Origin of the sequence: Mycobacteroides chelonae (assembly GCF_016767715.1) — a bacterium.
Lineage (GTDB): Bacteria > Actinomycetota > Actinomycetes > Mycobacteriales > Mycobacteriaceae > Mycobacterium > Mycobacterium gwanakae.
The window spans coordinates 3,052,004-3,071,706 of the sequence record NZ_CP050145.1 but is presented as its reverse complement, the minus strand read 5'-3'; the positions used below and the strand labels follow the sequence as shown (position 1 = coordinate 3,071,706).

At 63.8% G+C, this 19,703-nt stretch carries 15 protein-coding genes; 6 read left to right on the top strand and 9 right to left on the bottom strand.

Annotated elements, in window-relative coordinates; genetic code table 11:
- Positions 1 to 22: 22 nt before the first annotated feature.
- A complete protein-coding gene (locus HBA99_RS15010; RefSeq protein WP_030093755.1) occupies positions 23 to 778 on the top strand; it encodes an FkbM family methyltransferase in 756 nt (251 codons plus the stop codon).
- A 19-nt stretch (positions 779 to 797) separates the two neighbouring features.
- On the opposite strand, the gene HBA99_RS15005 is transcribed toward HBA99_RS15010, so the two are convergent.
- On the bottom strand, positions 798 to 1,292 hold the full coding sequence (locus HBA99_RS15005) for a DUF1942 domain-containing protein (RefSeq protein ID WP_109398783.1): 495 nt from the start codon (positions 1,290 to 1,292) through the stop codon (positions 798 to 800).
- A gap of 131 nt (positions 1,293 to 1,423) precedes the next feature.
- Between HBA99_RS15005 and HBA99_RS15000 the strand changes: the two genes are divergently transcribed.
- Both HBA99_RS15000 and HBA99_RS14995 read left to right on the top strand, forming a co-directional pair.
- The gene (locus HBA99_RS15000) at positions 1,424 to 2,446 is read left to right on the top strand and encodes an SDR family NAD(P)-dependent oxidoreductase (protein WP_070952711.1); all 1,023 of its coding nucleotides are present in this window, start codon (positions 1,424 to 1,426) and stop codon (positions 2,444 to 2,446) included.
- Entirely contained in the window at positions 2,428 to 2,859 is a 432-nt protein-coding gene (locus tag HBA99_RS14995) for an SRPBCC family protein (protein ID WP_070952712.1), read from the top strand. The genes HBA99_RS15000 and HBA99_RS14995 overlap by 19 nt, the downstream gene beginning before the upstream one ends.
- Here the strand turns inward: HBA99_RS14995 and HBA99_RS14990 are convergent.
- Together HBA99_RS14990 and HBA99_RS14985 are read right to left on the bottom strand one after the other, a co-directional pair.
- The gene (locus HBA99_RS14990; RefSeq protein WP_070952713.1) at positions 2,856 to 4,226 is read right to left on the bottom strand and encodes an ABC1 kinase family protein; all 1,371 of its coding nucleotides are present in this window, start codon (positions 4,224 to 4,226) and stop codon (positions 2,856 to 2,858) included. The two genes, HBA99_RS14995 and HBA99_RS14990, sit on opposite strands and share 4 nt — an antisense overlap.
- Entirely contained in the window at positions 4,223 to 4,951 is a 729-nt protein-coding gene (locus tag HBA99_RS14985) for a TetR/AcrR family transcriptional regulator (protein WP_030093748.1), read from the bottom strand. The genes HBA99_RS14990 and HBA99_RS14985 overlap by 4 nt, the downstream gene beginning before the upstream one ends.
- A gap of 180 nt (positions 4,952 to 5,131) precedes the next feature.
- Between HBA99_RS14985 and HBA99_RS14980 the strand changes: the two genes are divergently transcribed.
- From HBA99_RS14980 to HBA99_RS14970, 3 genes are all read left to right on the top strand, one after another.
- A complete protein-coding gene (locus HBA99_RS14980) occupies positions 5,132 to 6,040 on the top strand; it encodes a metal-dependent hydrolase (RefSeq protein WP_030093747.1) in 909 nt (302 codons plus the stop codon).
- The gene (locus HBA99_RS14975; RefSeq protein WP_030093746.1) at positions 6,037 to 6,357 is read left to right on the top strand and encodes a 2Fe-2S iron-sulfur cluster-binding protein; all 321 of its coding nucleotides are present in this window, start codon (positions 6,037 to 6,039) and stop codon (positions 6,355 to 6,357) included. Before HBA99_RS14980 ends, HBA99_RS14975 begins: the two co-directional genes overlap by 4 nt.
- A gap of 115 nt (positions 6,358 to 6,472) precedes the next feature.
- Positions 6,473 to 8,215, top strand: a complete 1,743-nt coding sequence (locus HBA99_RS14970) for an N-acyl-D-amino-acid deacylase family protein (protein WP_070952714.1) — start codon at positions 6,473 to 6,475, stop codon at positions 8,213 to 8,215.
- On the opposite strand, the gene HBA99_RS14965 is transcribed toward HBA99_RS14970, so the two are convergent.
- The 6 genes from HBA99_RS14965 to HBA99_RS14940 all read right to left on the bottom strand — a co-directional run bounded on the left by HBA99_RS14965 (position 8,212) and on the right by HBA99_RS14940 (position 19,678).
- Positions 8,212 to 8,712: a nuclear transport factor 2 family protein gene (locus HBA99_RS14965; protein ID WP_070952715.1), complete on the bottom strand. Its 501-nt coding sequence runs from the start codon at positions 8,710 to 8,712 to the stop codon at positions 8,212 to 8,214. The two genes, HBA99_RS14970 and HBA99_RS14965, sit on opposite strands and share 4 nt — an antisense overlap.
- A 90-nt stretch (positions 8,713 to 8,802) precedes the next feature.
- A complete protein-coding gene (car, locus tag HBA99_RS14960; RefSeq protein WP_070952716.1) occupies positions 8,803 to 12,360 on the bottom strand; it encodes a carboxylic acid reductase in 3,558 nt (1,185 codons plus the stop codon).
- Positions 12,361 to 12,413: 53 nt separating this feature from the next.
- The gene (car, locus tag HBA99_RS14955; RefSeq protein WP_070952717.1) at positions 12,414 to 15,977 is read right to left on the bottom strand and encodes a carboxylic acid reductase; all 3,564 of its coding nucleotides are present in this window, start codon (positions 15,975 to 15,977) and stop codon (positions 12,414 to 12,416) included.
- Between the two features lie 254 nt (positions 15,978 to 16,231).
- A complete protein-coding gene (locus HBA99_RS14950) occupies positions 16,232 to 16,819 on the bottom strand; it encodes a class I SAM-dependent methyltransferase (RefSeq protein WP_070952718.1) in 588 nt (195 codons plus the stop codon).
- A gap of 56 nt (positions 16,820 to 16,875) precedes the next feature.
- On the bottom strand, positions 16,876 to 18,948 hold the full coding sequence (locus tag HBA99_RS14945) for a hypothetical protein (protein ID WP_070952719.1): 2,073 nt from the start codon (positions 18,946 to 18,948) through the stop codon (positions 16,876 to 16,878).
- 160 nt (positions 18,949 to 19,108) lie between these two features.
- Positions 19,109 to 19,678 carry a GNAT family N-acetyltransferase gene (locus HBA99_RS14940; protein ID WP_030093739.1) on the bottom strand — a complete coding sequence of 190 codons (570 nt, stop codon included), beginning with the start codon at positions 19,676 to 19,678 and terminating at the stop codon, positions 19,109 to 19,111.
- Between the last annotated feature and the right edge of the window lie 25 nt (positions 19,679 to 19,703).

Below are 19,703 nucleotides of genomic sequence, written 5' to 3'. Positions count from 1 at the left end.
GACCAACCCTGAGGAGCACCATATGACGCGGCGCGTGACGGCCTTCGGCGAGATTCGTGACGCCGTGGTGGGGCAGGGCCTGCGCACACTCGCCCGCACCACACCCTGGGTGGAAACCGAGCTGGTGGGTATCGCGCAGGTGGTCAAGCCCGGGGATGTGTGCCTGGACGTGGGTGCGGCTGCCGGTTTCTATACGGCGGAGCTGGCGCGTCTGGTGGGTGCCGACGGTCTGGTGTACAGCCTGGAGCCGCTGCGGTTTGCCCACGCCACCTCGTCGGCGGCCCTGGGTCTGCGCAGTGCGCAGAACGTGCGCCGGCACGCCGTGGCGCTGGGTACCAATCCTGGTGAACAGGTCATGAGCGTTCCGCTGCGCAACGGCAAGCCCATTACTGGCCGGTCCTTTGTCGATGCCGGGGCCGACGGGCTGGGCTCAAACGCCGAGTTCGATGAGCACATCCGGGTGGTTGTCGACACCGAGACGTTCGACGGGTTCTGTGACCGGCTGAGCATCAAGCGGATCGATTTCGTGAAGATCGATGTCGAGGGCGCCGAACTCGACGTTCTGGTCAGCGGCGAGAAGACCCTTGAGCGCACCCGACCGGCAATGATGCTGGAGGTCGAAGATCGCCACATGGAGCGGTTCGGGCGCACCGCCGAGGACATTGTCGCGTGGTTCACGGCGCGGGATTACCGGATGTCGGTGTGGAGCGCCGACTCCTGGCGGCCCGTGGACAAGGTCACTGAGACCTTCCGGAATTACCTGTTCCAGCCCCGCTGAGCAGCTCGCGCGCGATGTCTCAGAGGTCCCACTGGGCCAGGTGAACCTGGGTTTGAGCCGACCGCAGCACGATGTGGCGCACCGGCCCGCGGTAGACATCCCAGTACACCGCTCCGCTCACGGTCGAACCCTGCGGGGCGTTGCGCAGCGCGTAGTTCAGATCGTCAGGCTCATCGGTGCGCTGCGGCTCGTAGGCATCGCCGGTCTCCGGTGAGATGCCGCCCAGCTTGAGTGCCATCAGCAACGCGTACGCGTTGGGCACCTTGGTCGGCCGGATGGTGACGTACGCCTTCCAGATAATGCCGCGCGGGGGAGCCATTCCGGCAGGAATACCGGTGGGTTCGATGTTGTGCACGGTGACGTCGGCGCCGATGGTGCCGTAATCGAAATGCAGCGTCTCGCCGATGTGCCCGATGGGCGCCACGCGCTCGGGTTGCGCAGTCGCGGCCGGTGCCCAGGCCATGGCGATGGCGGCGAGGACGGCGAGGAGCTGGAGAGCGGGGCGTAGACGCACCCAGCGATCTTGGCACACGCCGTACCGGGGACGGTGCCACATGGCTCTTCCGTATTCGCCCGGTAGGAAGTCGCCGACGACCTACCATGTCCTGATTGGAGCGGTCCGCCAAGCCATGAGGGGACGTGAGGATGCGCGTATTGGTCACGGGCGGTACCGGATTCGTGGGCGGATGGACGGCGAAGGCTATTGCAGATGCCGGGCATCAGGTCCGTTTTCTGGTGCGTAAGGAAGCCCGGTTGCACACCACGGTGGCGATGCTGGGGGTCGACGTATCCGACTACACCGTCGGCGATATCACCGACCGGGAGTCGGTCGAGACCGCGCTCGACGGGTGCGATGCGGTGCTGCACAGCGCCGCCATGGTCAGCACCGATCCCACCGAGGCCGATCGGATGATGGCCATCAATCTGGAGGGCACCCAGAACGTTCTTGGCACGGCTGTTGATCGTGGTCTGGACCCGATAGTGCACGTTTCGAGCATCACCGCGCTGTTCCGGCCCGGTCTGCGGACGTTCGCGGCCGACCTGCCCGCGGCGGGAGGCAGCGACGGATACGGGCAGTCCAAGGCGCGGGTCGAGCTCTATGTGCGCGAGCTGCAGGCCGCTGGCGCACCGGTGACCATCACCTACCCGGGCATGGTGCTCGGCCCTCCCGCCGGGGATCAGTTCGGCGAGGCGGCCGAGGGCGTGCGCTGGGCCCTGTTGATGAGGTCGGTCCCGGGACGCAGTGCGGCATGGTTGGTGGTCGACGTCCGGGACCTGGCCGCGTTGCACGCCGCTCTGTTGGAGACCGGGCACGGCCCCCGGCGCTATACCGCGGGGGGCTATCGGCTGGAGGTGGATGAGCTGGTGAATCTGTTGACCGAGGCGGCAGGCAGCACGGTGCTGGCCGTTCCGGTGCCTGATTCCGTGCTGCGTGTGGCGGGAACGGTGATGGATCAGCTCGGCCGGTATGTGCCGCTGGGTACCCCGATGACCGAGGCAGGCATGCAGTACTACACACAGATGCCCGCGTCTGACGACTCGCCCAGCGAGCGTGAACTCGGGATAACCTACCGCGATCCGGGAGAAACTTTGGCGGACACCATCATTGCGTTGCGCAGACAGAAGGCCACCTCGAAGTTGTTTGGCTTATGGCCCTTCTCCGAATAGAGCGCACCACCGCGCTGCCCGTCGCCGAAGCGTTCGCGCGTATCACCGACTGGCCGCGGCATAGCGAGCACATCCCGCTGACAACGGTGTCGGTGACGAGCGATCCGCCGGCGCGGGTCGGCACCACATTTGTGGGGCGAACAGGGCTAGGGGCCATAGGTTTTGACGACCCGATGACAGTTACCCGATGGGAGCCGCCGCGCTCGGGGAGTCCCGGCCGTTGCCGATTGGAGAAGACGGGGAGCCTTATCCTGGGGTGGGCCGAGATCGAGGTACGTGCCCAGGGCAGTGGTGCACGCGTGATCTGGACCGAGGGTGTGAACATTCGAGGTCTGCCCCGGGTCTTCGACCGATTGGCGAAGATGGGCGGGCAGTGGATGTTCGGCCGCGCGATCGACGGATTGTTGCGCTAACGCTCGGCGCGCCACTTGGCGATGGCGGTTCCGATCTCCGTGGCGGGTGGCTCGCCGTAGATCCATTCGCGGGCGATGCGATGCCAGTTGCCGGTGACATTGAGCTGTCCGAGTACGCCGAAGGTGTAGAAATCCGCACGGCGCGAGAAGATGTGCTCGGGAGGCAGGTTTTGGCGGCGCATTCCGGAGAACTCGCCGGAACGCGGGTCGACGGCGAGAATCATTGCACTGGAGGCAATTTCCGGGGTAATGGTCATCTCCTCGTCGACGAGGTTCCACCCCGAAGCCGCGTGGCAGTACTCCAGACAGTCCTGAGGGCTGACGTCTGCATGCGGGTCGATGATCCCGCGCGCCACCATCGCCTGATACATGTCCTCGGCGCGGCCCTCGGTGGCGGCGCGCATGATGTGTCGTTCGAAGTCAACGTGTTCGGGGTTCATCCGGTTGTACAAGCCGAAGTCCACAAATCCCAGGGTGCCGTTGGCCGCCCGCAGGATGTTCCCCGGGTGCGGGTCGCCACAGAAGTCGTTGTCCTGGAACAGCGATCCGATATAGAACCGGAAAATCAGCTCACCGATCCGGTTGCGCTCGTCGTCGGGGAGCGTCTGCAGGACAGGGAACGACTGGCCGTCCAGGAACTCCGTCACGAGAACCTGTGATGTGCACAATTCGGAGACACAGTCGGGGATCACGATGAAGGGGTGTCCGCGATAGCGTTCGGCGATCTCGTGTTGCGTGCGTGCCTCTCGCAGGTAATCGAGTTCGCTTTCCAAATTCATGGAGATCTCTTCCATGAAGGCCGAATTCGACAGCGTCGGTACCGCTTTGCGCCAGAACTTGGTAAAGAGTGCAAGATTCTGCATGTCTGCGCGTACCGCGTCGTCCACGCCAGGGTACTTGACTTTCACCGCGACCTCGCGGTCGTCGTGCAGCACTGCCCTGTATACCTGGCCGATGGACGCCGCGGCGACCGGAGTCTCGTCGAAATCGCGGAAGTTCTTGTTCAGCTTGCCCAGATTGGACTCGATGATCGGCAGCATCACCGTGAAGGGCTCACGTGGAGCCTGATCGCGCAGCCGGGCCAATTTCTGCCGGAAGCGTTCGCGATGGGCCTCCGGCACCATGTCGACTTCCAGCATCGAAAGCAGCTGGCCGAGCTTCATCGCCGAACCTTTGAGGCTGCCGAGCACGGTTACGAGCTGATCGGCAGCCTGCAGGGTGGATCGTTCCGCGAGCAGCGCGCGCGCCTTTTCGGATCGCCCGATCATGGAGATGCGATTGCTTGCGGTACGCACCGCCTGCCCGGCCGCCAGCTTGCCCAGCGCCCGGCCGCGGGTGATGCGTGCCAGGGGTACCCCGTCGGTCATGCGGTGCCCCCGCGTGTGCTGGTGAATGCCAGATGTAGCGGCTGGTCCGGATCAAGCGTCAGGCCGTTGAACTCGGCGATGGAGGCGGCCAGTCCGGACAGCACGGTGGTCAGGTACTCCACGAACCTCTCGATAGGCATTGGTTCGGCACGTTGCTGATTGGGGCCCAGGAACCATTCGGTGGCGGTGCCGATGGCGCCCGCGGCAGAGGTGACTGCAAGGTCGGCATCGTCGATGTCCACCGTCTCGTCGTCGATCGCGTTCGACAGTATCTCCGCGATGTCGTGCGTCATCTGCTGCGCGGTCTCCACCAGACGCTCGGTGCCGTCACTGGAATTGACGAAGTGACCATGCACGATGAAGCGCAACACGTTCGGGTGATCGGAGATCATTCGGGCGTACTCGTTGGCACCATGCTCAACCAACTCGCGAGCCGAGTCGGTCATCAGATTGATCCGGTCCATGGCCGCGTTCCACACCATGTCCTGCACGCGTTCCAGTACGGCGCTGTGCAGATCGGCCTTGTCTTCGAAGTACCGATACAGCTTGGGTTTGGCGACTCCGGCCTCGCGGGCGATATCGTCCATGCTGACGGTGGAGCCGGTCGCGTCGATGGCGCGAAAAGCGGCGTCTAACAACTCTTCTCGGGCAACCTTGCGGCGGTCGCCACGCCGCGCGGCGCCGGGGCCGACTTTCGACGCGATGGCTGTACTCACACTCTCCACGCCTCTCATCACCAGTGATGGTACGTGTGCCAGGCCCGTGGTTCGCCGGTTCGGACGACACGCGTCTGCTGCCTATTGTGCTCACGCGGTGCGATATGGATACTACCAGTAGTACTCAGAGTACTATCGTGAATCGCCAGGTCAGACGTCAATGGAGACGTCTCAGGAAGGAGTTCCGTCATGGCTGTTGTCGAGCAGGGCCGGCGAGGTGTCGCGGCGCGCGAGTTGCCCAAGGTGCGCCGGATGAACTTCCGGTTCGGTGAGCCGGTTCCCATGAAGAAGCACTATGTCGAGGGCGACATCGTCTTCAGTCACTTGGTTTCGCTGCTTTCCGGTGCGTTTCCTCCCGGCGAGGAATCCTTCATCAGGTCCGTGCGCAACTACGCCGATCAGATCACCGACCCGGTGTTGAAGAAGCGGGTCGCGGGCTTCATCGGGCAGGAGGCCATGCACGGCCGTGAACATCGCAAGCTCAACGAGAAGATCATCGATATGGGCTACCCCTTGGTTCGGATCATGAATTTCGAGGAGGGCAGCCGGCGCGAGAAGTTCCTCATCGCGCTGGAGAAACGCGCACCCAAAATTGCGCACCTGGCCATGACGGCGGCCGCCGAGCACTACACGGCGGTATTGGCTCAGCGGGTGCTTTCCAGTGCTGAGCTACAAGAGATTCCGATGTCCGAAGAGATTCACCACCTGCTGAACTGGCACGCCATGGAGGAGATGGAGCATAAGTCGGTCGCCTTCGATGTGTATCGCTCGGTGGGTGGCCCGGAGTCGGTACGCATCGGTGTGATGTCACTGATCTGGGCGGGCACGCTGCCCTTGATGACGCTGGCCGTTCTGGCATCGATCCTCACCGATCCGAGTGGATGGAAGCCGTTGGCGGTGCTGCGGCAGACCATCGATGTGTACCGCGGCCCGCTGGTCAAGGGCTTGATGCGGGATATTGCCGAATACATGCGGCCTGGATTCCATCCGGACGATGTGGATACCGAGGAGCTGCTCGAGAAGTGGCAGGGAATCCTTTTCGGTTCTGAGGGTGAGCTGAATGATCGACTGCCGGGTCGTCGCGCGGTGGGCCAGTGACGGCCGAAGCGATCCGAGTCGCCAGTAGCGATGTCGCCGGGAGCACCGTCCTGGAGGTCGAAATCTACGGCAGTACACACGTTCTGGACTGGCCGCCGGGTAAGAAGCTGCTCGACGTGTTGCTGGATGCGGGCATCGACGCGCCGTACGTGTGTCGCGAATCCGCCTGCGCCACCTGCATGTGCTCGGTGCGATCGGGCAAGACGAGGATGCTGATGAACGAGTCTCTCATCGACAGCGAGGTGGCCGAGGGGTTCACGCTGGCGTGCCAGACGCTCCCGGAATCCGATCGGGTGCACATCTTCTTCGATGCGTGAGCAAGGGCCTCGCGCGTTGTGGCGCACCCGCGAAGGCGCAGCCGGGCCTTCACGGGTGGGCATGAATCAGCAGGGATAAGCTGAGGACCTGCTGATCGGATGAGGTGGATCGACTATGGCGACATTTGACCTGCTGGTACGCGGGGGCCTGGTGTTCGACGGGACGGGTGCGCCTGGCCAAGTGCTGGACGTCGGGGTGCGCGGCGGCAAAGTGGTGGCCATGGCACCAGATCTTTCGAGTGCCGAGGTCGGCGAGGTCATCGATGCCAACGGCAAGTGGGTCATTCCCGGTATGGTCGACGTGCACACCCACTACGACGCCGAGGTGCTGGTCAGTCCGGGACTGGGCGAGTCGGTGCGGCACGGTGTCACCTCTGTCATCTACGGCAACTGCTCCATGTCCGCGGTGTACGCCGATCCCGAGGATGTCGCAGATCTATTCGCCCGGGTGGAGGCCCTGCCGTGGGACGCGGTTCACTCGGCGCTCAAGGAGCACAAGGATTGGGACGGGCCACGCGGCTACCGCACGTTCATCGAGTCACTTCCGTTGGGCGCCAATGTCGCAACGCTGATCGGACACTCTGATATCCGTGCCGCGGTGATGGGACTTGCGCGGGCAACCGATTACGACGAGCGTCCCACATCCGAGGAACTGGCGCGGATGCGCACGATGGTGACCGATGCGCTCGACGCGGGTTTCGTCGGCCTGTCCACCGACCGGCTGCGCTTCTCCAAGCTGGAGGGCACCCGGTTTGCCGGTCGGCAATTGCCGTCTACCTACGCGACCTGGCGCGAGTATGGCGCACTGTATGACGTGGTGCGCCGGCGTGGCGCCGTGGTGCAGTCGAATCTCGACGTGGAGAAGCGCCCCGAGACCGTCATGCACTTCCTGCTCAGCGGTGCGCGCCCGTGGCGTCGTTCGCTCAAGACCACGCTTCTGGCGGCCTTCGATCTGAAGAGCAACAGGTCGGTGATCAAGCTTCTCAAGGCGGCCACCGGTGGCCTCAACCCGCTGCTGCGCTCCCAGGTGAACTTCCAGCTCCTGGCGGTGCCTTTCCATCTGTATTCCGACGGTATGGATTTGGTGATCTTTGAGGAGTTCGCCTCGGGCACGGCGGCATTGGATATTCGTGATCAGCTCCAGCGGGTCGACCTGATCAAGGATGAGGGATATCGTCGCCGGTTCCGCAAGGAGATGGCCCAGAAATACGGAGTGGTGGCCTGGAACCGCGACATGTACGACACCGAGATCGTCGGGTGCCCCGATGAATCTGTGGTGGGCAAGTCGTTCGGTCAGGTGGCCGACGCGCGCGGGGTGCAGCCGGTCGACGCCTTCCTGGACCTGGTGTCCGAGTACCCCGGAAAGGTGCGCTGGCACACCACGATCGCCAATGACCGAACCGATGTGCTCAACGAGGCCATCAAATACCGCTATTTCCAGCTGGGTAACAACGACTCCGGGGCGCACCTGCGCAACATGTCCTTTTACAACGCGGGGCTGCGGTTACTCAAGCGTGTCAAAGAGGCCCGAGAGGCGGGTGCTCCGTTCATGCCGCTGGAAGCCGCGGTGCATCGGCTTACCGGCGAACTCGGTGAATGGTATGGACTGGACGCCGGGCGCCTGCGTATCGGCGACACCGCCGATATCGCGGTGATTGATCCTGCGGGCCTTGATGATTCGCTGGAGGATTACCACGAACAGTATATGGAGGAGTTCGGAGTGTCCCGGCAGGTGTGCCGCAACGACAAGGCGATCGCGGCCACGGTTGTCGGTGGCCAGCGGGTGTACTCCTACGGCACGTTCGTAGACGGCTTCGGCAGCACGGTCAAGGCGGGCAGGTTCCTGGCCACGAGCTAGCCGAGCCAGCCCATGTTCTTCCCGAAGGTCTGGGCGGCGGGGGACAACGAACCCAGCTCGCTGCTGCGCTGCACGTAACCCTGGATCGCTGTCATGAACTGCATCGGGTTGTAGACATCTTCCTCGTTGGCCCACTGGTTGTCGCCGGCATAGCGAAAGATGCTGATATTTGTTGCTTCCCAGATACTTCCGTCGCCGGGGTCTCGCATCCGGTTGACCAGCTCGCAGATGACCCAGCCGTGTTCCTCGTCGACGACATGCCAGTTGGAGAAGTAGTGCGGCATCTCAGCCCCGGGGAACTCCGACATGGTCTTGACCATGGACTCGCGGATGGCTTCCCGGCCCTCGAAGGTGCCATAGGTCGGTTCGATGTAACTGGCGTCCTCGGCGAAAAGATCCGCGTACTTGGCCCACTCGCCCTTGGGGCCGATCTCATCGACCACCCGAAGGTGATGGTCGAACATGCTCTGCAGCTCGTTGCGTGACCACTGTCCCATGGCGGGACCCTAACACCGCGGTTCATTCTGGATCCGGGCTTTCGGCGGTATCAAGCCGGAATTGAAAGCGGCGCACAGAAATTCGTGCGTCTACAGCAGTCCGAGCTGCCGCAGATCCGTGGCGTACTTGACGATGAGATCCCGGGTGAGGTGGGGAATGTCGGTGTTCTGGGCGGCCTGAACACCCTCGCGGAACCTAATGGCGGGGAGGAATGCACCGTTGTGTGCGTGCTGCGGATACCGGTACGCGTGCAGTAGTGGCAGCAGGGAGTGCTGTTTCTGTTTTTCGGGCAGGCCGCGGATGGCGGTGTCGAAGCGGTCGAACCAGTCGCCGTAGTTGTCGATGCGCTGGATGGGGTATCCGGCGTCGATGAGCCAGTCGACGAAGTTGTCCAGCGAGATGCCGTCGGAGTGTGGGTTCACCGAGTCGTACGTGTGGAAGCTTTCCGACGCGGCGACCGCGATGCCGAGGAAGGTAATCGCCGATGCCGTGAAATCGGCGGGTAGCCCGTCATAGTGGGCAAGTGGGCGATCGCCCGTCGCCTGTGGCTGATAGAAGGAGCCGGGTGCGATGCCGGTGGCGATCAGGCTCAGGATGAGGCGGGTGAATTGGTCGGGGACGTTGAGCTGGCCGGTGTAGTGGCTGTGGGCCAGGATCATGTCGGAGCGGAATACCGCGACCGGCAGGCCGCACAGGTCGTGTGCTTCCCGCAGTAGTACCTCGCCGGCCCACTTGGCATTGCCGTATCCGTTGGCGTATCCGTCGTCGAGGGGCCTGATCGCACTGATGGTGCGGATGTCGGAGTCCTCGTCGAACACCTTGGGGTCCACCGAGATCGCCACGGCGACGGTGGACAGGTAGGTGACGGGTTTGATCTTGGTGGTCAGTGCCAGTTTGATGATTTCCGCGGTGCCAACGACATTGGGGCCGAACAGCTGGTTGTAGGGGAGCACGTGGTTCACCAGGGCCGCCGGGTGCACGATGACGTCGACCGTGTCGGCCAGGCGTTGCCAGGTGTCGGCATCCAGTCCCAGGTTCGGGTCACCGATATCGCCGGCGAGCACCTCCAGGTGCTTGTCGGCCAGTGCGCGGAAATGCGTCAGCAGTCCGGCGTCGCCACTATCGAATGCTTCTTCCAGGCGCCGGTAGGCGGCGTCGGAGTCCTTGCCGCGGATGACAGCGATGAGCTTGCCGCCGGTTTTATCCAGGCGCTCAAGCCATTCCAGGGCCAGGAACCGTCCTAGATAGCCATTGGCTCCGGTCAGTAACACGGTCTGCGGGGCCCCCGTCGACCTCGGGAGTGCGGGGGCGGCACGCAGGGTAGCCTCGTCGATGAACTTGTCCAGGGTCAGGTCAGCGGCACGGATCTCAGTGTGCCCGGCGCCGTGCACGGACTCGGCGGTGGGCCGGAGTGATCCCGAGTCGCGGTGCCTTTCGACGATGTTCGCGATGGCCGCCACATCGTTGGCGGCACTGACGATGACGCCGACGGGAATCTCGACACCGAAGATGTCCCGCAGTAGATCTGAGAAGGACAGGGCCGAAAGGGAATCGCCGCCGAGGTCGATGAAGTGCGAGTCCGGGTCCACCTCGGCTACGGATAGGCCCAGCAATGCTGTGACCGCACGTTGCACGGTCTCAAGGACCGGCTTGCCCTCGTGTCCGGCGGCGTGAAGGGCTTGTAGTTCGAGCGCCTGGGCACTCGCGATATCGGAATACAGCTGTTCCAAACGGGCGCCGTACTTCTCGTGCAACTTCGGCCGGGCCAGCTTGGCGATACCGGTCAATAGGCCGTTGGCGGCGGTGAACGGTTCGGTCTCCACCAGGAAGTCGCGCGGTACCTCGTACGGTTGCAGCTCGGCTTCGCGGGCGACCTGCTGTAGCGACTCGGCAATCAGGCGTTTGAGTAGTTCGTCATCTCCATGACTTTGCTCGAAAGCCTCGGCGGTAGGTACCACCACGGCCAGCAGGTAGGATCGCTCGCTGCTTCCGTAGACACAAATCTGTTGCACCAGTGGACTGTTGGCGTACTCGGCTTCGAGGTTGGCGATCGCGACGAACTCGCCTTGGGAAAGCTTGATCACGTTGTTGCGCCGGTCGACGATCTGGATCTTGTCGGGTTCCAGCTCGGCGACAATATCCCCGGTCTTGTAGTAACCGTCCGGGTCGAACACATCGGCGGTGACGTCGGGGCGCTTGAAATAGCCACCGAACACGGACTCGGCCTTCACCAGCAGCTCACCTCGCGGGTACGGCTTGTCGGTGGAGAAGTAGCCCAGCTCGGGCACATCGACCAGCTTGTAGTCGATGACGGGGGGACGCTGGATGCGTCCGTTCCGGACGATGACCCCGGCCTCGGTGGAGCCGTAGCCGTCGGTGATGCGGGCGTCCAGGCAGGATTCGATGAATGCCGCCAGTTCTTCGGATAATGGTGCCGATCCGCAGACGATTGTCAAAACGCGTCCGCCGAAAAGGTTTTCACGGATATCGCTCTTGACTTCGGCATCGAGGGCGGCCAGGTCGGCCGCGGAGTCCAGCCCCGCACGGCGTTCGACTTCGTTGCGGTATCGCTGAAAGAGCATGTCGCACACGCGGGGAACGAGCGTCACCACCGTGGGCCGGGTGAGGGTGATGTCTTCGAACAGGGTGGACATATCGCTGGATGCCGCGAAGTACGCCAGACCACCACAGGCCAGGGCCGTGACCAGGCTGCCGCGTCCCATCACATGGCTCATCGGCATGAAGTTGAGGTTGATCAACGGAATCTCGGCCTTGGAGCTCAGGGTGTCGGCCCTTAGCCATGGTTTGGCGACCATCTTCTCGGTGTATGTCGCGCCCTTGGGGGTGCCCGTGCTTCCAGAGGTATAGATCACCAGCGCCAACGGGTCGGTGCCGTCCTCGGCGGTGAACAACGGCGCCTCGGGAAGGGCACGACCGTGCCCGATCACCGCGGACATCACCTCGACCGAGATCTGTAGGCCGGCCTCGGCTATCCGGTGTTGCGCCGACTCGACACTGTCGCGCTGCGCATCGACACCGGGGTGGTAATCGAAGACCGTGATATGCCGCAGCGACGGCGTGACGAGCGCTGATTCTATTGCCGCATCCAATAACTCGGCGCTCACCGCCAGTACCGAAGGCTCTGATTCGGCGAGGATTGCGGTCCAGTTCGATGCGGCCGCGCTGGTCTGCAGCGGTACCGCCACCGCGCCAAGATGGATGCACGCGAGATCGACCGCGGTGTAGTCGACGCTCGTGAAGCCGAGCATCGCGACGAAGTCGCCCGCGCACACCGGAGTACTCGGGTCGTGATGCCACGCCGAAGCCAGTGCGCGGGCCATGCCCCACAGTTCCCCGTAGGTGATGGTCTCGAACTCAGGTAGGGGACGAAGTGCCGACCGACCTGTCTCATCGGTGATGAGTTCCTGCACCCGGTGCCCGAGGGCCGGCCGATCGGCGTATCCATCCATGATGGTGGCGACTACCTGAGCGAGCCGCAGACCGGGCGCGGCGACCGCGGCGTCTACCGCAGTATCGGGTTTGGCGGCCCGGAACTGTGGATCCTCGGTGAAGAGCCGCCTGACACGGTCAACCAACCGCTGACGACGTGCTTCCTTGGTATTGGCAGCGGTGGCTTCGATCGTCATATCGGGCAGCTTACGAAACCCTGGATTCTGTAAGTGCGCGGGCTCACCTGGACCTACAGGAGCCCGAGCTGTTCCAGGTCCGTGGCGTACTTGACGATCAACTGCTGCGACAGATGCGGAATATCCGTGGTGCCGTCTTGCCCGACCGGACCGATTCCGGCGGCTTGCACCGCGTGCTGGAAACGCTTGGCCGGAACCACGCCGTGGTCTTCGGCACCGGAGGGCTGCTCGAACGCGTGCAGTAGTGGCAGCAGGGAGTGCTGTTTCTGTTTTTCGGGCAGGCCGCGGATGGCGGTGTCGAAGCGGTCGAACCAGTCGCTGTAGTTGTCGATGCGCTGGATGGGGTATCCGGCGTCGATGAGCCAGTCGACGAAGTTGTCCAGCGAGATGCCGTCGGAATGCGGATTGACGCAGTCGTAGGTCACATACGCCTCCGGGCCTTCCGGCACCTGAGTGCCCAGCGTGGTGATCGCCTCGGCAGTGAAGTCACCCGGTAGCCCGTCATAGTGCGCGCGTGGGCGATCGCCCGTTGCCTGTGCTTGGTAGAACGAGCCGGGTGCGATGCCGGTGGCGATCAGGCTCAGGATCAGTCGGGTGAATTGGTCGGGGACGTTGAGCTGGCCGGTGTAGTGGCTGTGGGCCAGGATCATGTCGGAGCGGAATACCGCGACCGGCAGGCCACACAGGTCGTGTGCCTCTCGCAGCAGGACCTCGCCGGCCCACTTGCTGTTGCCATATCCGTTCGCATAGAGCTCGTCCACGGGGCGCACCGCGCTGATGAGCCGGATGTCGGACTCTTCATCGAAGGTGCTCGGATCGACGTACGCCGCGACCGCCACCGTCGACAGGTAGGTGACGGGTTTGATCTTGGTGGTCAGTGCCAGTTTGATGATTTCCGCGGTGCCAACGACATTGGGGCCGAATAGCTGCCGGTAGGGCAGCACGTGGTTCACCAGAGCTGCCGGATGCACGATGACGTCGACCGTGTCGGCCAGGCGTTGCCAGGTGTCGGCATCCAGTCCCAGGTTCGAGTCACCGATATCGCCGGCGAGCACCTCCAGGTGCTTGTCGGCCAGTGCGCGGAAATGCGTCAGCAGTCCGGCGTCGCCGGTGTCGAACGCTTCTTCCAGGCGGCGGTACGCGGCGTCGGAATCCTTTCCGCGAACGATGACGATCAGCTTGCCGTCTGTTTTGTCCAGGCGCTCAAGCCATTCCAGGGCCAGATAGTGGCCCAGGTAACCGTTCGAGCCGGTGAGCAGCACGGTCTGTGGGGTTCCGGTCGCCCTGGGGAGCGCGGGGGCGGCACGCAGGGTGGCCTCGTCGATGAACTTGTCCAGGGTCAGGTCGGCGGCGCGGATCTCAGTGTGCCCGGCACCGTGCACCGTGTCGGCGGTGGGACGTGTACCGCCTGAATGACGTTGTTCGTCAATGAATTGCGCGACACTGCCGAGGTCGTTGGCGGCACTGACGATGACGCCGACGGGAACCTCGACACCGAAGATGTCCCGCAGTAGATCTGAGAAGGACAGCGCCGAGAGCGAATCGCCACCCAGATCGGTGAAATGCGCGTCCGCGGCCAGCTCGGCCGACGAGGCGCCGAGCAAGGCCTGCGCGGCCTTGAGTACTGTTTCCAGCGCAGGCTTGTCGGGATCGACGCTGTGCAGCTCGCGCAACTCGGCGGCCTGCTGTTCGGCGATGTCGGCGTACATCTGTTCCAGACGATCGCCGTAGTGTGCCTTGAGGTTCGGGCGAGCCAGCTTGGCGATACCGGTCAGCAGTCCGTTGCCCTGGGTGAACGGCTGCGGCTCGATGATGAAGTCGCGCGGGATCTCGTAGGACTGCAACTGCAGCTCTCTGGCGATGTCCTGCAGGGATTCGGCGATGGTCGCCCTGAGTGCCGTCTCGTCACCCTTGGCGGCGGCGACGGCCTGAGGTGTCGGTACGACGACCGCCAGCAGGTAGGACCGCTCGCTGCTGCCGTACACGTAGATCTGATGCACCACTGGACTGTTGGCGTACTCGGCTTCCAGGGTCGCGACCGCGACGAACTCGCCCTGGGACAGCTTGAGAACGTTGTTGCGGCGATCGACAATCCGGATGTTGTCATGTGCGAGCTCGGTGACGATATCGCCGGTCATGTAGAAACCGTTCTCGTCGAAGACGCCCGCGGTGACCTCGGGGCGCTTGTAGTACCCGAGGAACATGCCGTCCGTCTTCAGCAGCAGCTCGCCCCGTGGATGCGGCTGGTCGGTGGAGAAGTAGCCCAGCTCGGGCACATCGACGAGCTTGTACTCGATGACCGGGGGCCGTTGCACAATTCCATCGCGGAACACCATGCCGGCTTCGGTGGATCCATAACCGTCGGTCAGATGAAGTTCGAAGCAGGACTCGATGAACTCGCCCAGCTCATCGGACAGTGGCGCAGAGCCCACCATGACCGCCAGCACGCGGCCACCAAAGAGGCCGTTGCGGATCTCGGCCTTGACCTCGGCGGCCACCGCATCCGCATCGGCGGTGCGATCACCGGCCAGGCGACGGTCCACCTCTGTCTGGAACCGCTGGAAGACCATGTCGCAGACCCGGGGGACCAGGGCAAGAGCGGTGGGACGAATCAGCTCCATGTCTTCGAAAAGTGTTGACATGTCGCTGGATGCGGCGAAATAGCCGAGGCCACCGGTGGACAGGGTGGAGGTAAGTGTTCCGCGGCCCATGATGTGACTCATCGGCATGAAGTTCAGGCCGATCATGGGCAGGTTTTCGGTGCCAGCCATGACGTCTTCGCGAATCCACCAGCGGCGCACGATGTTTTCACTGTGCATGGCGCCCTTCGGGGCCCCGGTGCTTCCGGAGGTGTAAATGAGCAGTGCCAGCGGATCGTCGCCGGGGGATGGCGCGTAGAGCGGGGCCGCGGGAAGATCGGAGCCGCGGGCGATCACCGCTTCGAGTGTTTCGATGGCGATACCGGTTCCCGCAAGCCGTGCCCCGGCGGCCTCGTAGGCCTCGCGTTGCGCATCGATTTCAGGGGTGTAGTCGAACACCACGACCTGTTTGATCGAGGGGGTCGCGAGTACGGATTCCAGTGCCACGCCGATCAATTCGACGCTGACGGCGAGGGTGTTGGGTTCGGCCTCGGCAAGGATGGTGGTCCACTGTGAAGCCGGCGCGCTGGTCTGCAGTGGCACTGCCACTCCGCCGAGAATCATGATCGCCAGATCCAGCACGGTGTAGTCGATGCTGGTGAATCCCAGGGTCGCCACCAGATCGGCACCCTTGACCGGGTGGGCTGGGTCATGGTGCCACGACGCGGCGACAGATGTTGTCCGGGACCATAATTCACCGTATGTGGTGGTTTCGAAACGGGGGAGCAGACGCTGGATGGTCCGGCCGTCATGGTCGGTGACCAATTCACGTGCCCGCTCGCCCAGTGCGGGGCGCGCGGCATATCCGGTCATCAAGGTTGCGATGGCCTCGGAGAGGTGTAGGCCTGGGCGCAACACCTGCTGGGCGACCGCGGGGTCGGGCAGGGTGTCGCGGAACTGGGGATCGCTCTCGCGCAGATTCTCGATACGACGGGTCAGCTGCTCCAGCTGCGGGTCGGTGTCGTTGTTCACGGTCATGGGCAGCCTCACATCAACAGAGTGTTCTTAGGAAGTCTAAAAAGTAGATTACCTAAACTAACGATATATCCAGATATGGTATTCCTCACAATCGTCCGCCATCGTCGGGGGCGCAAACTCGTCAGATGAGTTGACCGTGAGGCGGTTGCACGGGAAGTGTGCGATGCGTGGCATGACCGTGCGCTACCTGCCAGGGAAGGTGGCATGGTTGCGCGGATGGTGGTTGCTGCCAGAGAAGCGTGCGGAGGCGGCTGCTAGCGCTCGGTACGGGTGAACTCCACGATGTCGCGCCACCGGCTTCCGGTAGCCGAGGCGAAGTCGAAGCCCTCCGGTTCGGCCAGGGTCCGCAGCTCGGAGATGCCGAGGCGATCGGGGTCGAGGAAGATTTCCTGGAAGATCAGCCGCCCGCCGGGTTTGAGTGCCTTGTGCAGTGAGCGGATGCACGCCGTCTTGTCGGGGACTTCGCCGATCACGCTGGCGAGGAACGCAACGTCAAAAGACTTGTCCGGGAAAGGAAGTCCATTGCTGGCGTCGCCCGAGTGAAATTCCGCGTTCCGGTACCCGGCCCGGTCGAGTTTGTGTTTGACCTTGTCGAGCATCTCGGGCTGTACGTCGAACAGGTCGAGGTGGCCGGCGGGGAGTCGCGGGGCTATCTGCACACTGAAGATCCCCGGACCAGGGCCGATCTCCAGCACCCGTTCGTCGCCCCGTAGTGCCAGCCGCTCGGCCACGGCTGCCGGATTGACGAACTTGCGATGAATCGGATTGTCGAGAATGAATGCCGCCTGGTGCGGAAACGGAAAGTCGCCAACCCGGCGCACCTGGCGTACCACGGTGTCCATCCATGTCGTAGGCATGAACTAAGGGTACCCTTACTTGGGTGGCGATGGGGCTCTCGCTAGTGGTGGCCACCACCACTACCGCTGCCACTACTACTGCCACCGCCGTATCCGCCACCCGCACTGGGTGCTTGCGTTGGAGTGCTGTAGGTCGGTGCCTCCCGTGTGGGCGCTTCGCGGGTGGGTGCCACGGTTTCTGGGGCCGATGCGCGCGACGGCTGCGTTTCGCGCTCGACGGGTGTCTGCTTCGCCGGCGCCTCGGCGGTTGGCTGCGGGGCGGGCTCTGTCGTCCGCGGGGCAGGTGCCTCGGACGATGGAGCTTCGTACGTCGGCGTGCTGCGTTGCTTGGTGGGCTCGGGCGCGGCGGACGGTTCGGCCGTCGCCGATGGTTGCGGTGTCGAGACGGTTTGGCGTGGCGTAGAAGTCGCCGGTGTCTCGTGGGTCGGAGTGGCCGGCGTGCTCGCCGGTGCGGAGGTCTCGTCCTTCGGGGTGGTGGGCGCCGGAGCCACAGATGTGGTGGAGGGGGCCGGTGCACTGGTCGTGGCGCCGCCCGGGGGCCCCGATGTCGGCGTCGGTTCGTGTGACGGTTCGGTCGAGGGTGCCGGGCTCGTCGTACCGGAGGTCGCACGCGGCTCCGAGGAGGGTGCAGGAGTCAGGGGCGGGACCGTAGGCAGCGACGGGGGAGTGAAGTCCTCGGGCACCAGCTTGGGTGGTGCGGTAGGTGCGGGCACCGTCAGTACCGGTGGAGCGGAAGGCTTTACGTCGACGGGTGATGTCGATGTCGGTGACTTCTCGGGAGCCGGCGCCGGGGCTGCGAGCTCCTTACTGAAGTTTCGGACCGACTTGGTCGAGAGGTCCTTGATGAGATCTTGCGACGGGCGGGCGGACTTGTCCTCGGTCAGGAATTGCGCCAGGGACGCATCGAGGTTCACGACGGGCTCGGCCAGGGCCGGGCGATCGGTGATGCGGGCAACGGGCGACCAGTCACGCTCCAAGGGGTTGTCCCAGCCGCGATTGAGATTCCAATCGCGGTACTCAGCGGGGTTGATTCCATGGGACTGGTCCCAGAGATTGCGGCTGTACACCGGGTTGGTGTTCTGGAATTTCCAATCGTAGTACTGCCGATACGGGTGGTACCTGTCGTACCAAGCCTGGTCACGGGGGTCGTCGTCGCGGAACTGGCCCCACTCGTTGCGCCCGTCACGATCGCGACCGTCACGGTTGTAGCCCGACCAGTTGTAGCCATCCCAGTTGTAGCCCGCTCGGTCATACCCCCATCGGTCATAGCCCCACCGGTCATAACCCCAACGGTCGAACCCCATGAAGTCATATCCGTATCGGTTGAAGCCGGATAGCCCCCAGTTGAACCAGTCCAGGACGTTGTATCCGTACAGCAGCGACCACGATGGGTCGTAGCCGCCCAGATCGAGCAGGTTGGGAGTCAGGGGCGGGGCGACGGGAGCCGGCCAGTCGGCGACGGAATCGACCGGAATCCCGGGAGGCGGCGGAGTGGAGTAAGACTGCGGCGCATTGGGAACGGGTGCGCTCGCTGCGGCCGCATATCCCCAACTCGGCGGCGATGATGCCGGTGCGGCGGGTCCCACGTTGGCGGCCAGATTCGCGTCGGTGTTCACCTCCGGAGGCGCGGGCAGCGCGGGAAGCTGCTGGGCCTGTTCGGGGGTGTACTGGCGTAGCTGCTGCGTCAGTTGCAGATAGAGGTTCTGCAGAGTGGTGCGCTCATTGGAGGCGGAGATGAATTCCATTCCCTGTTTGGCCTCGTTGAGCGAGGTTCGGGCGTCGGTGAGTTGATCGGGCGAGGGTTGCTTGCCGGTGCTCAGGATGTCCTGAGCGTTCTTGAGTGGGGCGACCACGGCACGTATCGCGACGTCTTGGGAGTGGCCGGTGAAGACGGTTTTGTTCAGCGCCCACAGTGAATCGCCGGGCTCGGCGCCGTAGGCCGCGCCCATAAGCACCGCGACCAGCAGGCCGATCAGTGTCCCGAAGGCTGCCGCGCGCAGCTGTGGTTCGCCGGGCACGTACTTGCCCCACCGGTCGTCCGGTTCGGGATGTTCCTCGGGGTTCTCCCAAGCCCGCATCGCCGTGTCCTCGACGGGAGGCGGAACAATCGTCATGTCAACCCTCTGCACTACCGGCGTCCCTGTCACGTCGGGCAGGGACAACTATCAGCACTAATAGATACCGAACTCTAGGTATTCCATCGCCAGGGTAGTCATGGTCGTTACCGATTCTCAGTAGTACTGCATGTCTGCCGTCAGCGATGTTGGGACGCAATCAGTCTCGGTACATCGCCCACAGGGTGGGGCCGTCGGACACCGGTTTGATCTCATCGACGACCTTGAATCCGAAGCGTTCGTAGAGCGGGTTGTTGCGGATGTTCGAGCTCTCCAGATACGCGGGCCCCTCGAGCTGGTCGATCTGGTGTTTGAGGAGTTCGGACCCAATGCCTTTGCCGGGGATGGCGGCGCCGATGGTCGCCAGATACCAGTGCGGGTGTGTGGGACGGACGGCGGCAGCGGCGCGCGCGAGGGCAACACCACGCACCACGCCCAGCCGGATCGCTCCGAGCAGCAGCGGGATGGCCCGCATCCGCTGTGCGGCGGGCGGCTCCCAGCTGGGAGGGTCCCAATGGGCAGCTCCGACCGCCACGCCGTCTTCGTAGAGCAGGTACTCGCCCTGACCGGAGCCGTGCAGCGCCAGTGAGATGCCACGGAAGATGGCCACGTCTCGTCGGGGGTCGGAGTTCACCCATCGGACCACGGGATCCTCTGCGAATGCCGTGGCGATCACGCGGTGGGCAACGGCTTCATTGGTGGAGTCGATGTCTCGGATCTCGCGGGTCATATGTGTTCTACGAGCCCGGGGCGCC